Source organism: Glaesserella sp. (genome assembly GCF_041817755.1).
Classification (GTDB): Bacteria; Pseudomonadota; Gammaproteobacteria; order Enterobacterales; family Pasteurellaceae; genus Glaesserella.
Genome location: NZ_JBGYBX010000030.1, coordinates 76,463 through 92,531 on the forward strand (window position 1 = coordinate 76,463; position 16,069 = coordinate 92,531).

A 16,069-nucleotide genomic window follows, 5' to 3' on the forward strand; every position below is an offset into this window, starting at 1 on the left:
TGTAATCTCAAAAGCACGAGCCAAATAACTGTATCGTGCACTTATTTAATTTGAAATAAGTAATTTCAGATCTTGAGTCATTTTCTCAACTAAAATATCAGCTCCGGTTTTCGATAAATGATCCCCATCAGTATATAGCATCTTCTCACGAGAGCCATCCGCACTTAGGAAACATTCACCATATTCGCTCTCGTTTGTTTTACACAAATAACGTGATGGAGCAATAAAACCAACCTGTTGCCGTTGAGCAATTTGTCGTAACGCATTTTCCAATTCCGGAAATGTAATTGCCCGTCGATACAATTCTCCCTGTGGGATTTCATTATTTCGTTCCGCTCTGAAATATGCCCGCTCTGCACTAATATACCAACGCGGAACATTGGCTATAACGATAATCTTACTTTTCGGAGAAGCTTTTTTAATTTGTTCAATCGTATTATCTAATCCTGTAGCGATATTCTCTACCGAGGTCGGTGCTTTTTCAAAATACCACATACTATGTAAAAAAATCACATCATAATGCGTTTGCGTAATTTCCTTCAAAATACGTTCATTAATAACCGAACAATTCAACCGTAATAAACTATTCCAACCTAAAATCGGCGGACATGCCGATTGGTTTAATTGAGTTAGAGCGATATTATTCTTTTCAGCAAAAGTTGATAACCCTTGATATAACGATGCGGCATGGCTATCGCCCCATAGTAACACTTTTAAATCTTGTTCATTACGTTTATCAACATAACAAGACGGTTCTTGCTGTGTAGCATTATCATTTTGGATTAAACATTGATGGCGTCTCGCAAATTGGTCCCATTGATAATCGGGTTTAATTTCACGGGATTGGAAATAAAAATGTCCGACTATCCCAACAATAAACAACATTACACTCCCAAAAAAACTGTATATAAAAATCTTTCTGCTGAGAAACAAATTTTTATTTCTAAAGGGTGCCTCAACATATTTCCAGGTAAAGTATGCTAATACTAAAGAAAGTAGCGACAAACCTAACATTGTTAGAAGATCTGCGTGAAACTCTGCTTTAATACGGGCTAATGCAAATAAAGGGTTATGCCATAGATAAGCGCTATAGCTGATTAAACCTATTTGTACCATAGGTTGTATTGACAAAAATTTGCCCACCCAAGTCTTAGGTGTTGCAAATATGATTATCAGTGCTGCTCCAGCAACAGGGACCAAAGCTGAAACACCAGGAAAAACCATGTACTTATCATATAAGAATATAGCAATTAATAATAATGCCATACCAGCAAGGCTGCCTAGCTGGTTAGCCATTTTGCTTTGTTCGGATTGCTTATAATGTTGGAAATAACAAGCAATCAAACTACCCGCCAATAGTTCCCAAGCTCGGAAAGGAAGCAGATAAAAAGCGGACATCGGCGTGCGGTGAACCATCCATTCTGCGGCAATTAAACTTACCACTGCGATGACAAATAACACCCACGCAATTGATTTACGGAAACCTATCCGCCACAATAACAGAATTAATAGTGGAAAAAAGAAATAATATTGCTCTTCAATTCCCAAACTCCATGTATGCAAAAGGGGCTTCAACTCTGTTGCGACATCAAAGTAACCACTTGTCCACCAAAACAACATATTCGATGAAAATACGGTTACTGCCGCAATGCTTTGAGAAAAGGCCTTCATTTCAGACGCCATTAGTTCTGAAGAAACCAGAACCCATGTACACGCCAATACGAAAAACAGAGCAGGAAGAATACGTCGAAAACGACGCTCATAGAACGTAACAAGAGAAAATTTACCTTGTTCTACTTCAGATAAGATAATGGAGGTAATTAAATAGCCACTGATGACAAAAAATACGTCAACACCGACAAAACCACCTTTAAAGAGAGGTACTCCCGCATGAAACAAAATCACCGGTAATACAGCCATGGTTCGCAGACCATCAATTTCACGACGATATTTCATCTTTTCTTTCAAATATTAAGGAGACAAATCACCCTTAATTCGTGCATAAATTATATTTATATTAAAGCTAAACGCTTTAACACACCCGAGTCAAACTCTCGAATCCTATCATAGAAAAGAAAAAAATCAAATAAAGCACAGATGTCTTATTCCCGCGATAACGCTTCGACTGGTTTTAACCGCGTTGCATTCCTTGCGGGGAAATATCCGAACAGGATGCCGATAAAGGATGAGCAAAGAAATGCCACCAAAAATGATGAAAAGGTGAATTGCATTTTAATGCTGTCCGTCAATAATGAAAAAATCCAACCGAACGACAACGACAATAACACGCCGATAATGCCGCCGATTAGACTGACGGCGGCAGACTCGATAAGAAATTGGTGAAGAATATCTTTTTCTTTCGCACCAACTGCAATACGAATACCGATTTCTTTAGTTCTTTCTATTACCGATACCAACATAATATTCATCACGCCGATGCCGCCGACCAACAATGAAATAAACGCAATCGAAGATATCATGAGCGTTAAAGCCTGCGTCGTTCGGTTTAAGGATTCTAGAAATTTACTGCTACTGAACGTGAAAAAATCTTTACCGCCGTGCTTCGCGGTTAATAGGTCAACAATGGCACTTTCCGCCGCAACCGGAGAAATATCTTTCGCCAGCTGTACCGTGATTTGTTGAAAGTAGGATTGATTGTGCAAACGGCTGGTGAACGTGCTGTACGGTAACCAAACCGTTGCCCGCTGACCTTCACTAAATAGTGAAGACGATTCCACGACACCGATGATAGAAATCGGCACATCACCGATAAAGATCGTTTTATCTTTTGTTTTTTCACTTCCAAAAATTACCGCTTGAGATTTTTTATCAATAATGCCGACGGCTCGGTTGGTGTCTATATCCTGTTGATTAAATAAACGTCCGCTGAGTAACTGATAATTTTTTAACGTAAAGAAATCTTTGCTCACACCATTTATTGTACCGTTCACCGTTTTGTTCAAAAATCGAACGGGCAATTCCAAAGCTAAATTCGGTGTTGCTCCGGTTAAATACGGTTGATGACGGAGCAAATTCAGATCACTACCATTAAGTGTTTGGATTTTATGGGCATCCGAGTCTCCCCACCCTTTACCGGGGAAAATATCAATCACGTTACTGCCTAACGTACTATATTCATTCAGTACTTTATTTTTTGCACCTTCGCCTAAGGCAATGACACAAACGACGGCGGCAATACCGATAATAATTCCCAGCATTGTCAAAAAGGTTCTGATTTTATGTGCTTTCATCATGCTGAATGCCATGACGACCGATTCGTTATAACGATGTAATGCCGATAACCAATTGTACGAAACCTTGGCGTTTTTATGCCGCACGTTATTCTCTACATCATGAGCCTGTTGAAGATTCACACCGCTATCTTCCGTAATTTCACCGTCTTTAATATGGATAATCCTGTCGGCATTTCGGGCTATATGCATATCGTGGGTAATTAAGATCACCGTATGCCCTTGGCGGTTCAGTTCTTTCAATACCGCTAATACTTCTTGACTACTATGGCTGTCTAACGCACCGGTCGGCTCATCGGCTAAAATAATTTCACCGCCGTTCATTAATGCGCGAGCAATACTGACACGCTGCTGTTGTCCGCCGGAAAGCTGTGAAGGCTTATTCTTCAACTGTTTTTCCAATCCTAATCGACATAAAAGAGCTTGCGCTCGTGCCGTTCTTTCGGTTTTATCTGTCATAGAATAAACGGCCGGCATCTCAACATTTCCGACGGCGTTTAAATGCGGCAATAAGTGATAGCGCTGAAAGACAAATCCAAAATGATGGCAACGTAATTCGGCCAATTCATTCGAAGATAATGTGGCGATATTACGCCCTCTGAACCAATATTCTCCCTGATCGGCTTGATCTAATGCCCCGAGAATATTCATTAATGTGGATTTACCTGAACCGGATGCGCCGACGATCGCAATCATTTCTCCCGCATAAATTTTCAGATTAACGGATTTCAATACCCTCGTTTCTGTCGATCCGTTGCGGTAATACCGCTCCACATTTTTTAATTCAATTAACGCCTGTTTCATCATAATGTGATATTGTATTGCTCTTCATTAAACGGAACGGAACCGCCCGACAACACGACGGTATCCCCTTCTGCCAATCCTTCAACGATCTCTACGTTTGCGTCGTCTTTTAGCCCTGTTTTCACTTCAATTTGTTCTTTTTTACCGTTCTTATGTAAAACCGTAACATAATACGTATCCGGCGAAATCATTTTGCCCAAGGCGGAAAGCGGGATAGTCAATACGTCTTCACGTTTATCCAACATAATCGTGACGGCTGCCGTCATGGAGATACGCAATTTATGCTGAGGGTTGGGGACGTTAAACATTGCATGATAATAAATTGCACCGGAAGAACTTTCACTTGGTTCGCTAATATGTACCGGCGCCAATTTCACCGCATCAATATGTGTATGAAACGGCTTGGCTGGCTCACCCAATAAGGTAAAAGTAACCGGAGCACCTGCCGCGACATGAACGACATCCGCTTCCGAAATTTTGGCGTTGACTTTCATGGTGTCAATATTTGCCAATCTCATTAAGACCGGAACCTGCTGAGTGGTTGCCAATGTCTGTCCGCTCTGCGCAATCACTGAAATCACAACCGCATCAAGAGGAGAACGAATTTCCGTATAGCCAAGCTCCGTTTCGGCTTTTTCCACTCTTATTTTTGCACTGGTTAAATTACTTTGTGCCATACGAATTTCCGTTTTGGCAATTTCCAATCTGCTTTTAGCCTCTTCTACCTCTTTTTTCGCCGTAGAATTGGTTTGATTTAATTTATAGTGGCGTACCCAATCTGACTGTAACTGTTTTAAATGAATATATTTTGCTTGTAAATTTGCTTCGGTATTTTCCAATTCTGCTTTTGCCAGTTTTAATTCCGTTTCCGCCAAACGCGGATCAATAACAGCCAATAAATCTCCTTTTTTTACCGATTGCCCTTCCTTAACCAAAATGCTTTTAATCTGCCCTGAAACCTGAGCACCGATATCCACCTGTTCCGATGCTTGTAAAATACCACTGGCAATCACATTTTTCTGCACCCGCCCTTTCACTACGGGAAAAGTAATATCATTATTTTTTTCTTCCTCAACAAAAAAATAGAAAAACAACCCGCCAAAGATCAATACAACAAGCATATATTTCAGACTTTTCATGATTTTCAAAATATCCTCCTTAGCAAAGGTTCAAGAAGGAAACAATAGCATTATTGTTTCCTCTTTAAATACGCTTTAAAAAGTATAATACAGGCTAAATGATGAAATAATCTGTGAATCTTTCTTTATTATCGGTGATTTCTTAATCTGTTCAGAATATTTGTCCCATCCGACGGAAACTCCGATGCCTAAATGTTTCGTTACGGCATAGTCGGTATTAATTCCTATACTGGTACTATACGCCGATTTCGGTTTATACACCGACTTAATATTACCGCCTAATTCTGACTTTTTAATCCCAAAATAATATCTTGTATATTGAGAGGAATAATAAGTAGCACTGATATATGGCGATATCGCAAACCGTTCAGTGACCGGGAACACCTTAATCAAAGTCATATTACCGCTTGCTCCGCGCTTTCCACTTTTTCCCTCTAAGGAAATGCCGGCATTCCATTTATCCGAGTAATAATTAAAACCTCCCCCTACGGTAAACTGCGTTTTACGTTCCTTAATAGATTGATATTCCGGTAATAAATCTTTCGCCTTAATCGGAAAACCATCAAATGGAGTCACAAAGAGCTCCGCATTGAGATTATCGGTTAACGGTTGTTCATAGCCGATCTTACCTATTCCGGCCGTTCCTCTCATATAAAAATTGCCTAAAGAGAGATCTAACTCTAAAAAAGGTGACGTCATTATCCTATCCTTAGAATAATATAAGCTTCTTTCTACATTAATACCAACGCCGATCTCTGATGCATTATTATTAACAGAGAATGACATCATTGAAAACCCGATCAAACAATAAGTGGATAATTTATGTTTCATATTTGTCTCCTTCTATTAAAAAACTGTAAATAAGTTTGCAATATAATAATTTATTAAATCAACCCTTTCTGGTCAGACCTCATTGTGCCAATCGTTTTCGTTAGTAAAAAATAATATTTTGATAACATAAAATCAATAAATAAAAAACAAAGAAAATACAGTAATTTAAAATAAAAACTCAATTGCAATTATTTTTAATAATAAAATTATTTTCAATACAATGAGTAAAAAAATAAATATGTTTACATATTTATCATACTAATATTTAGCAACTGCATATAATATCTTTGCGATAGATAATAACCAAAAGAAATTTAATATACTTATAAATATTCTATTTTTTCATAAAAAATTCACATTTTTTGTTGACATAGCTATCTAGACGTCTAAAATGCCAAAATCTCTTTCAATATAGCATGCGGACAGAAGGTTATGATTAAGCTGAAACAAATCAGCAAACAATTTGATGTAAAAGGGCAACGAATTACCGCCTTGGATAACGTAAATCTTGAAGTACCGAAAGGCACCATTTTTGGTGTGATTGGTGCATCAGGTGCGGGAAAAAGTACGTTGATCCGTTGTGTAAATTTATTAGAACGCCCGACGATGGGACAAGTGATCGTTGACGGTAAAGATTTAACAATACTCTCCGAAAAAGAGTTAAACCTTGCCCGTCGCAAAATCAGTATGATTTTCCAGCATTTTAATTTGCTCTCCTCTCGTACCGTTTTTGAAAACGTAGCGCTATCGCTTGAACTAAACCATACGCCACAAACACAAATTCAACAAAAAGTGAATCAATTGCTTGAGCTTGTCGGGTTGGCGGACAAACATAATGTCTACCCGAGCAACCTTTCCGGCGGTCAAAAACAGCGTGTGGCAATTGCCCGTGCGTTAGCGAATGATCCTCAGGTTCTGTTATGCGATGAAGCGACTAGCGCCCTTGATCCGGCAACGACACAATCCATTTTACAATTACTCAAAGAAATCAATACCCGACTCGGCTTAACTATTTTGCTGATTACGCATGAAATGGATGTAGTAAAACGGATTTGTGATCGTGTCGCGGTAATTGATAAAGGCCGTTTGGTTGAAAGCGGCTCGGTCAGTGAAATTTTTTCCAATCCGAAAACCGAATTGGCGCAACGGTTTATCCAATCCACATTCCATTTTGAATTACCGAAAGAATATACCGATCAACTACTTTCGACGCCGACACCTAACAGCAAACCGATCATCCGATTTGAGTTTACCGGTCGTTCGGTCGATGCACCGTTACTGTCTCATGCTTCCAAAAAATTCAGTATTGACTTTAGTATCTTAATGTCACAAATTGACTACGCCGGAGGCGTAAAATTCGGCTTTGTAATTGCCGAAGTCGAAGGTAATCACGATGATATTGCCGAAGCAAAATTCTATTTAATTGATCATAATGTAAAAGTTGAGGTATTAGGTTATGTGGAATGATTTTATCAACGAACTTACCCCGAAAATGTGGGAATTGGTCGCACTATCCACATTGGAAACCTTATATATGGGCTTTGCGGCAACGTTGCTCGCCGTCGTTGTCGGTATGCCGATTGGCTTTATTGCCTTTTTAACGGGCAAAGGCGAAATTTTAGAGCATAAAGGCTTACACCAAATCCTTGATATTATTATCAACATCGGACGCTCCGTACCGTTCATCATTTTACTTGTCGTGTTATTGCCTTTTACCCGTTTACTCGTCGGTACCACGTTGGGCACCACCGCAGCGATCGTACCGTTAAGCGTCTCGGCGATTCCGTTTTTTGCCCGTTTAACGTCAAATGCCCTGTTGGAAATCCCAAGCGGTTTGACCGAAGCGGCAAAATCCATGGGGGCAACCAATTGGCAAGTGGTTTCAAAATTCTATTTACCCGAATCTTTACCGATTTTAATCAACGGCATTACCCTAACGCTTGTCGCGCTTATCGGCTACTCTGCAATGGCCGGTGCGGTCGGTGGCGGCGGTTTGGGGAATCTTGCCATCAGTTACGGGGAACACCGTAATATGGTCTACGTCAAATGGATCGCCACCATCATCATTGTAGCGATTGTGATGATTAGCCAAAAAATCGGTGACAATCTCGCAAAACGTTACGATCATCGTTAATTTATCAACTCACTTTTAAGAGGATTTCCTATGAACTTAAAAAAATTATTAGGCTTAGCTGTCGTCTCTGCGCTTGCACTGACCGGCTGTAAAGAAGAAAAGAAAACCGAAGCACCGACAGCAGCACCTGCGCCGCAAGCACAAAAAATCAAAGTGGGCGTTATGTCAGGCCCTGAGCATACGGTGGCGGAAAAAGCCGCACAAATCGCTAAAGAGAAATACGGCTTAGAGGTGGAATTTGTGTTATTCAACGACTACGCCTTACCTAATACCGCCGTGAGCAAAGGTGATTTAGATGCCAATGCGATGCAACACAAGCCTTATTTAGATAAAGACTCGGCATCTAAGAAGTTAGATAACTTGGTCATCGTAGGAAATACCTTCGTTTATCCGTTGGCAGGCTATTCGAAAAAAATTAAAAATGTCAGCGAGTTGCAAGAAGGTGCCGTCGTTGCCGTACCGAATGATCCAAGTAACCTTGCCCGTGCATTGATCCTGTTGGAAAAACAAGGTTTGATCAAATTAAAGGATAACACAAACTTATTCTCTACTTCATTAGATATCGTTGAGAATCCGAAAAACCTCAAAATTCAAGAAGTCGATACTTCGGTGGCAGCAAAAGCCTTAGACGATGTGGATTTGGCCGTTGTCAATAACACGTATGCCGGTCAAGTTGGTTTAAATACCACCGAACACGGTGTATTCGTCGAAGATAAAGATTCACCTTATGTGAACTTAATCGTCGCCCGTAAAGACAACCAAGCAAGTGACGCAGTACAAAACTTCGTGAAAGCGTACCAAACCGAAGAAGTGTTCCAAGAAGCACAAAAACACTTTAAAGACGGTGTGGTAAAAGGCTGGTAATCATTTTTCTACATCCGACAAGCGGTTAGATTTTATTAAAAATTTGCAAATTTTTAACGAAATGTGACCGCTTGTTTTTATTTCCACAGGAGACTCATATGAATTTCAACAAACTGTTTAGCCTCGTTGCAGTTTCAAGCTTACTTTTAACGGCGTGTAACGACAAAACGGAAACACTCAAAGTCGGCGTGATCTCAGGCCCTGAACATCAGGTTATGGAAGTTGCCGCCAAAATTGCCAAAGAAAAATATCATCGTGACGTTGAATTGGTGATTTTCACCGATTACGCCACACCAAATGAAGCGTTAAACAAAGGTGATTTGGATGTCAATGCATTCCAACACAAACCGTATTTAGACAAACAAATTGCCGATAAAGGCTATAAATTAACGCCGGTAGGCAATACCTTCGTGTACCCGATTGCCGCTTATTCTAAAAAAATCAAGTCGATTGACGAGCTGAAAGAAGGGGACAAAATTGCCGTGCCGAACGACCCGACAAATCTAGGTCGCGCATTGATTCTGCTTGAAAAGCAAGGCTTAATTAAGTTAAAAGACAATACCAATTTACTTTCAACCCGCGTGGATATTGTTGAAAACCCGAAAAAATTGGATATTCAGGAAGTGGAAGCACCGTTATTACCTCGCACCCTTGATGATGTCGCATTTTCTATTATCAACACCACCTATGCCGGTCAAATCGGTTTGACCCCGACGAAAGACGGTATTTTCGTGGAAGACAAAAATTCCCCTTACGTTAACCTTATCGTGGCGCGCGAAAACAACAAAGACAATGCGATCGTGAAAGATTTCGTCAACGCCTATCAATCGCAAGAAGTATTCGATAAAGCCAATGAGGTATTTAAAGGCGCAATGGTCAAAGGTTGGGAATAACCTTGTTTGCAAAATAATTAAGCAAAACGACCGCTTGTAACGCTACAAGCGGTCGTTTTCTTTTCATATTTTACTTATTCGCTAAATTGCATTTGATGCAATTGTTTGTAGGCGCCACCTTGCTCTAATAACGTTTTATGATTGCCGCGTTCGATAATTTGACCGTGATCGACCACCAATATTTCATCGGCTTTCTCAATCGTCGACAGGCGGTGGGCAATCACTAAAACCGTGCGATCTTTCTGTAATTCGTCCAGCGCCGCTTGAATGGCTCGTTCCGATTCGGTATCTAATGCAGAAGTCGCTTCATCTAAGATTAAAACGGGTGAATTTCTTAATAAAGCACGGGCAATCGCTAAACGCTGACGTTGTCCGCCCGATAAACTTACCCCGTTTTCACCAATCACCGTATCCAAGCCCTGCGGCATTTTGTCGATAAATTCCATCGCATAAGCGGCTTTGGCAGCGGCTTCTATTTGTTCTCGGCTGTATTTGTCTTGTGCCGCATAAGCAATATTGTTTGCAATCGTATCGTTAAACAGATGCACTTGTTGAGAAACAATCGCACACTGCTCACGTAAATTATTTAAGCTGTAATCTTGGATTTTACGATCATCAAGGTAAATGGCACCCGAATCAATCTCATAAAAACGGGTAATCAAATTTGCAATGGTTGATTTGCCTGAGCCTGAGCGTCCCACTAATGCCAACGTTTTACCTGCCTGCAGGCTGAACGACACATTTCTCAATGCCGGTTGTTCTTTACCAAAGTAAGTGAACGTTACATTCTCAAAACGGATATCCCCCTTCGCGCGTTCGATCGTATAAGTACCGTTATCGTTTTCCGTCGGCAAATCAAATAAGGTAAATAGCGTTTGGCAAGCTGCCATACCGCGCTGAAACTGCGCATTCACATTCGTCAACGTTTTTAGCGGACGTAAAATGCCCATTAACGCGCCAATCACTGCGGCAAACTCCCCGGCGGTTAACTCATCGCCGATAATTTCCGGCGAACCGGCAATAAATAAGACCACAGCTAATGCCAATGAAGCGATAACTTGAATAATCGGATCGGAAATTGCCGTCGCCGCCATCATTTTCATCCCTTTACGACGCATATCGTTGCTGGTGTGATTAAAACGCTCTTCTTCAATTTTTTGCCCGCCGAAAGACAATACGACTTTATGCCCGCGCAACATTTGCTCCGCACTTTCAGTCATATTTCCCATGGATTCCTGCATATTCCGACTTAAACGACGAAAGCGCTTTGATACCAAACGAATCAATACCGCAATAACCGGGCCGATTAAAAAAAGCACCAAGGAAAGCCGCCAACTGTAATAAAACATGGTCGTGACTAAGAAAATAATATACACCCCTTCACGCACCACACTTTGTAACGCACTGGCGGAAGAGTTGGCAATTTGCTCGGAATCATAAGTAATGCGGGAAAGTAATTTGCCCGAAGAATTTTGATCAAAAAAGGTGACCGGCATAAACATCAGGTGCTTAAACACCCGCTGACGCATGGTCATCACCACCTTACCCGACACCCACGCCAAACAATAACTTGAAATAAAACTGGTAAAGCCACGCGCAAAAATTAATCCCACCACAATAAATGCCATCACTTTCAGAAAATTGCGATCGGCGGAACTACCGAATCCTTCGTCGATTAACGGTTTCAGCATAGTGATTAAATAGGCATCCGCCGCCGCATTTAAAATCATGGCGATCATCGCGGCGACAATGCCGAGTTTAAACGGGGAAATCATCGGCCACAAACGCTGAAAGGTTTGCCATGTTGATTGATCTTGCGTGATCTCATCAAGTGAGAAGGAGTGTTTTGACATAATGTTTGATTACCTAAACCCGATAAAAGTGGGTCATTCTAAAGGGAAATTGCATTTCCACCAAATTTAAAACCATATTCCGACCACCACTTTAAAGATAAGCGGTGCCAATAAGGAAGAAAAAATACCGCACAGCACAAGTGCAACGGAAGAATAACTGCCCGCTTTAATACTGTATTCCATCGCCCGAGCCGTTCCTAACGCATGTGACACAGCCCCCATGCTTAGCCCGATCGCTCGGGTATTGTTGACTTTCATCCATTGCAACACGGCAATCCCGAACGCCGAGCCGATAATTCCGGCTATCACCACGCCAACGGCGCTGATCGCCGAATGCCCGCCGATTTCTTCTGCAATCGCAATAGCGATAGGGGTTGATACCGATTTCGGTAACAGAGATGCGACAATTTCTTTACTTGCACCGAAGGCAATCGCTAACAAAATACCGCTTAACATAGTTAAAAAGGTGCTGACCGTCACGATTACTGCAATTTTTTTCCAGTGCTTACGAATTTGCGGTAGTTGCTCATAAAACGGTACCGCCAAAGCGACAACCGAGACACCCAGTAAGTTATTAATCGGGAAATTGCCTTGATAGTAATGATCAAAAGGAATATCGGCGATCAACAACACCGCCACGATTAAACATAGCGTGACGATAAACGCATTAAATATTGAGGATTTTAACTTTTTGCTGATACGTGAACCGATTACAAACGCAAGTAATGTCAGCAATGAATATCCGTAAAGCGCGAGATTAGTCATCCTCGGCCTCCACTTTTCTAAACAACCATTCAGCCAATAAGCCGATAATCACGAGAGAGACGACCGTACTGATGAAATTCGCAACAAGCAGTGAGTTGATATGTAATTTGAGGACATCCGTTTGATCAACAATCCCCGCACAGACCGGCAGGAAAAAAACCGTCATATAACGTAGCAACGGTCGAGAAGCCGGGGCGATCCACGCCACCCTGACCAATTTTGTGACCAATAAAGTAAATAAAATCAGTAATCCCCAAATGCTCTCGGAAATTCCGATCGGAATCAGCCAGCTCATCAGTCTTCCCAAATACAGCATGAGGAACAAAAACGTCAATGCCAAAATAAAACGTATCAATTTCACCAACATATTGCCTTCCGCTAAATAAACAACATACTGTCTGCATTTTTGCAAAACATTTAGCTGATCTCACCGCTTGTCGCACGTAAAAACGTCATGACTTTGCCCAAATCCCTTGTCCGTTTCGACGGCGGTAGGCTTTTCAAAAAAGTCGAGCCGTATTGTCGCATCACAAGACGAGCATCACAGATAATCACCGCCCCCCTGTCCGTCACATCTCGGATCAAACGCCCCACACCTTGTTTTAAGGTAATCACCGCTTCGGGAATTTGAATATCGTTAAACGGATCGCCACCTTGCAATTTACAATCTTCCATTCGAGCCTTCAGCAATGGTTCATCGGGTGCGGTAAAAGGCAGTTTGTCGATAATCACCAACGACAACGCATCGCCCCGTACATCAATCCCTTCCCAGAAACTTTGAGTTGCCACCAGTACACTATTTGGCTCTGCAATAAACTTCTCAAGCAGACGACTTTTACTCGTTTCTCCTTGTAATAGCACACTCAATGAACTCTGTTCTCGCAGAAAATCGGCTAAACCACGCATCATAAAATAGGACGTACACAGTAAAAAACAACGCCCATTATTCGCTTCAATCACAGGTTTGAGCAACTGCCCCAATTCCGTTAGTGTATGGGATTTATTCGTATCAGGCAGATAACGCGGCACACACAGCAACGACTGATGAGCATAGTCAAACGGGCTTTGTAACACCATCTGTTCGGCATTCTCAATGCCTAGTCGCTGGCAGAAATGGTCGAACTTTCCGCCGACTTCAAGGGTTGCCGAGGTAAAAATCCAACCGACTTGATTTGCTTTTATCTGCTCACCGAATTTATCGGCAACCGTCAGTGGCGTAATGTGCAAACCGAACGAACGCCCATTGATTTCATACCAATAACAATAGCCGATAACACTAGTATCGCCCAATCTTTTTAACTGTGCTTTGACTTCTGCCAAACGTTCAAAGATTTTGTCCAAAGTTTCTGAACGACCGAGCGATTTTTTCACCACTTCGCTTAAAAAATCAATGTTCTCATTCAGTTTAGCAAAGCCTTCGACCACTTTCGGATCTTGCAAAATCTCACGCAAATTCCCCCGCTTGTTGCCGTCTCCCAACAACAAACGGAAATCCTGCACGACTTTTTGTAGATGATCGGACGCTTTCCCCAACTGAGCAAGATCTTTCAACTCTGTGCGATAAACAATGTTACTGTCTTTGCAAATATCAAATAATTGACGAGAAGTCAGCGATTGCCCAAAGTACTGGCTGGCAATATCGGGCAATTGATGTGCTTCATCAAAAATAATCAGCTCTGCATCAGGGATTAACTCGCCAAAGCCCGTTTCTTTCACCGCCATATCGGCACAAAATAGGTGATGGTTCACCACAACCACATCGGCTTCCAACGCTTTGCGTCGAGCTTGCACCACGTAGCACTCTTTATAATTCGGGCAATCCGACCCCAAACAGCTTTCTGCCGTCGAAACCAATTGCGGTAAAATCGGACTATCTTCCGCAATGGTGATACATTCGCTCAAATCCCCTGTTTTGGTTCCCGTATACCATTTTCGCACCTTCGCCAAATCTGCCAACACCGATTTATCGCCGACCACCCCCATTGCGATCACCTGATCTAACCGCTCCAAACAGAGATAATTAGCCCGCCCTTTCAACAACGCTACTTTTCCCTTATATTTCAAGGCTTTTTGAATGGTCGGCAAATCACGATTAAACAGCTGATCTTGCAGATTTTTAGACCCCGTAGAAATGATCGTTTTTTTTGCCCGATAGCAACGCCGGCACGAGATAGGCAAAGGTTTTCCCCGTTCCCGTTCCTGCTTCAATCACCGCACTTTTTGCAAATTTCACCGCTCTCCCGACCGCTTGTGCCATTTCTAACTGAGCATCTCGCGGATGAAAACCGTGAATGTTTTGGCTTAACGTGCCTGTGGGGCTAAAAGCGTCGGTGATTTTTTCGGATAGTTTCATATGAATTTGGCTATATTTTTCTCTGAATGAGAGATAAATGGAACTGGGTTATAAGAATTAGAGAAAGGTCGCATTATAGCGATAAAATAGAGAAAACCAAATTGAATAGGATTAATTGAACATTTGAGTGTGTGAAGGTGAATTACTGGAAAGTTGTAGCTCCCTTTCTCATTTCGCAGTGCTACAATGCCTAAAGAACTTTATAGTGAAATGTTGTAGTTGTAGCTCCCTTTCTCATTTCGCAGTGCTACAATCAATAAGCTCATCCTGAGCATCACCGGTTAGTTGTAGCTCCCTTTCTCATTTCGCAGTGCTACAATTACAGTACCTTGCGGGATGTGCGTGTTTGGGTTGTAGCTCCCTTTCTCATTTCGCAGTGCTACAATTCAATAAATCAAGCATAATCCCTAAAATAGGTTGTAGCTCCCTTTCTCATTTCGCAGTGCTACAATTTTTTACTCGGTAAATACTACGACTTAGAAGTTGTAGCTCCCTTTCTCATTTCGCAGTGCTACAATTGCAAATTGTGGGGCTTTGTCGCCCCACGCGTTGTAGCTCCCTTTCTCATTTCGCAGTGCTACAATTTTTTTCCTCCTGCGTTATAGGCTCCGACGGTTGTAGCTCCCTTTCTCATTTCGCAGTGCTACAATTGAGAAAAACAAGAATATTAATTTCTGCTCGTTGTAGCTCCCTTTCTCATTTCGCAGTGCTACAATAATCACGATAGATGTCGCAAAGGTTGTCGAGTTGTAGCTCCCTTTCTCATTTCGCAGTGCTACAATAGAGGATAGCGAAAATAGAATGATGGAAGAGTTGTAGCTCCCTTTCTCATTTCGCAGTGCTACAATTTCGCCCGTAGTGGTATCGTAAGCAACTAAGTTGTAGCTCCCTTTCTCATTTCGCAGTGCTACAATAGGCGCAAAAATGGCAAGCAACCACAAAATGTTGTAGCTCCCTTTCTCATTTCGCAGTGCTACAATAAAATACGGCATTCAAGGGCAATGTAAATGGTTGTAGCTCCCTTTCTCATTTCGCAGTGCTACAATCTTTATCAATTACTTTATTCATAAAGATTTGTTGTAGCTCCCTTTCTCATTTCGCAGTGCTACAATAAGTCCTCACCTTTAACGAGGTAAGGGAGTGTTGTAGCTCCCTTTCTCATTTCGCAGTGCTACAATTTCA

At 41.6% G+C, this 16,069-nt stretch carries 11 protein-coding genes, 1 pseudogene and 1 CRISPR repeat array; of the genes and pseudogenes, 4 read left to right on the forward strand and 8 right to left on the reverse strand.

The features are described 5' to 3' along the window. Nucleotides 1–45: 45 nt before the first annotated feature. The 4 genes from ACEYKX_RS03720 to ACEYKX_RS03735 all read right to left on the reverse strand — a co-directional run bounded on the left by ACEYKX_RS03720 (nt 46) and on the right by ACEYKX_RS03735 (nt 6,025). The gene (locus ACEYKX_RS03720; protein WP_373767808.1) at nt 46–1,956 is read right to left on the reverse strand and encodes an acyltransferase family protein; all 1,911 of its coding nucleotides are present in this window, start codon (nt 1,954–1,956) and stop codon (nt 46–48) included. A 146-nt stretch (nt 1,957–2,102) separates the two neighbouring features. Next, entirely contained in the window at nt 2,103–4,055 is a 1,953-nt protein-coding gene (locus tag ACEYKX_RS03725) for a MacB family efflux pump subunit (protein ID WP_373767920.1), read from the reverse strand. Continuing rightward, on the reverse strand, nt 4,055–5,194 hold the full coding sequence (locus tag ACEYKX_RS03730; protein WP_373767919.1) for an efflux RND transporter periplasmic adaptor subunit: 1,140 nt from the start codon (nt 5,192–5,194) through the stop codon (nt 4,055–4,057). The genes ACEYKX_RS03725 and ACEYKX_RS03730 overlap by 1 nt, the downstream gene beginning before the upstream one ends. A 75-nt stretch (nt 5,195–5,269) precedes the next feature. Then, a complete protein-coding gene (locus ACEYKX_RS03735) occupies nt 5,270–6,025 on the reverse strand; it encodes a MipA/OmpV family protein (RefSeq protein ID WP_373767807.1) in 756 nt (251 codons plus the stop codon). A gap of 432 nt (nt 6,026–6,457) precedes the next feature. Here ACEYKX_RS03735 and metN point away from each other — a divergent pair, with 432 nt between their 5' ends. From metN to metQ, 4 genes are all read left to right on the forward strand, one after another. Then, nucleotides 6,458–7,492, forward strand: coding sequence for a methionine ABC transporter ATP-binding protein MetN (metN, locus tag ACEYKX_RS03740; protein WP_373767806.1), 1,035 nt, complete (start codon nt 6,458–6,460; stop codon nt 7,490–7,492). Beyond that, the gene (locus tag ACEYKX_RS03745) at nt 7,482–8,159 is read left to right on the forward strand and encodes a methionine ABC transporter permease (RefSeq protein WP_373767805.1); all 678 of its coding nucleotides are present in this window, start codon (nt 7,482–7,484) and stop codon (nt 8,157–8,159) included. The genes metN and ACEYKX_RS03745 overlap by 11 nt, the downstream gene beginning before the upstream one ends. A gap of 30 nt (nt 8,160–8,189) precedes the next feature. Further along, nucleotides 8,190–9,023, forward strand: a complete 834-nt coding sequence (locus ACEYKX_RS03750) for a MetQ/NlpA family lipoprotein (protein WP_373767804.1) — start codon at nt 8,190–8,192, stop codon at nt 9,021–9,023. Nucleotides 9,024–9,121: 98 nt separating this feature from the next. Continuing rightward, a complete protein-coding gene (metQ, locus tag ACEYKX_RS03755) occupies nt 9,122–9,916 on the forward strand; it encodes a methionine ABC transporter substrate-binding lipoprotein MetQ (RefSeq protein WP_373767803.1) in 795 nt (264 codons plus the stop codon). A gap of 74 nt (nt 9,917–9,990) precedes the next feature. Here metQ and msbA read toward each other — a convergent pair whose 3' ends face one another. The 4 genes and pseudogenes from msbA to ACEYKX_RS03775 all read right to left on the reverse strand — a co-directional run bounded on the left by msbA (nt 9,991) and on the right by ACEYKX_RS03775 (nt 14,887). After that, nucleotides 9,991–11,769 (reverse strand): lipid A ABC transporter ATP-binding protein/permease MsbA, encoded by a 1,779-nt coding sequence (gene msbA, locus ACEYKX_RS03760; protein WP_373767802.1) that lies wholly within the window; start codon nt 11,767–11,769, stop codon nt 9,991–9,993. A 66-nt stretch (nt 11,770–11,835) separates the two neighbouring features. Continuing rightward, nucleotides 11,836–12,534 carry a CidB/LrgB family autolysis modulator gene (locus ACEYKX_RS03765; RefSeq protein WP_373767801.1) on the reverse strand — a complete coding sequence of 233 codons (699 nt, stop codon included), beginning with the start codon at nt 12,532–12,534 and terminating at the stop codon, nt 11,836–11,838. Beyond that, nucleotides 12,527–12,901, reverse strand: coding sequence for a CidA/LrgA family protein (locus ACEYKX_RS03770; RefSeq protein WP_373780501.1), 375 nt, complete (start codon nt 12,899–12,901; stop codon nt 12,527–12,529). The genes ACEYKX_RS03765 and ACEYKX_RS03770 overlap by 8 nt, the downstream gene beginning before the upstream one ends. A 50-nt stretch (nt 12,902–12,951) precedes the next feature. Continuing rightward, nucleotides 12,952–14,887, reverse strand: a pseudogene (locus ACEYKX_RS03775) (ATP-dependent DNA helicase). 152 nt (nt 14,888–15,039) lie between these two features. Then, a CRISPR array of direct repeats spans nt 15,040–16,065; the repeat unit is 36 nt; unit sequence GTTGTAGCTCCCTTTCTCATTTCGCAGTGCTACAAT. Nucleotides 16,066–16,069 lie beyond the last annotated feature (4 nt).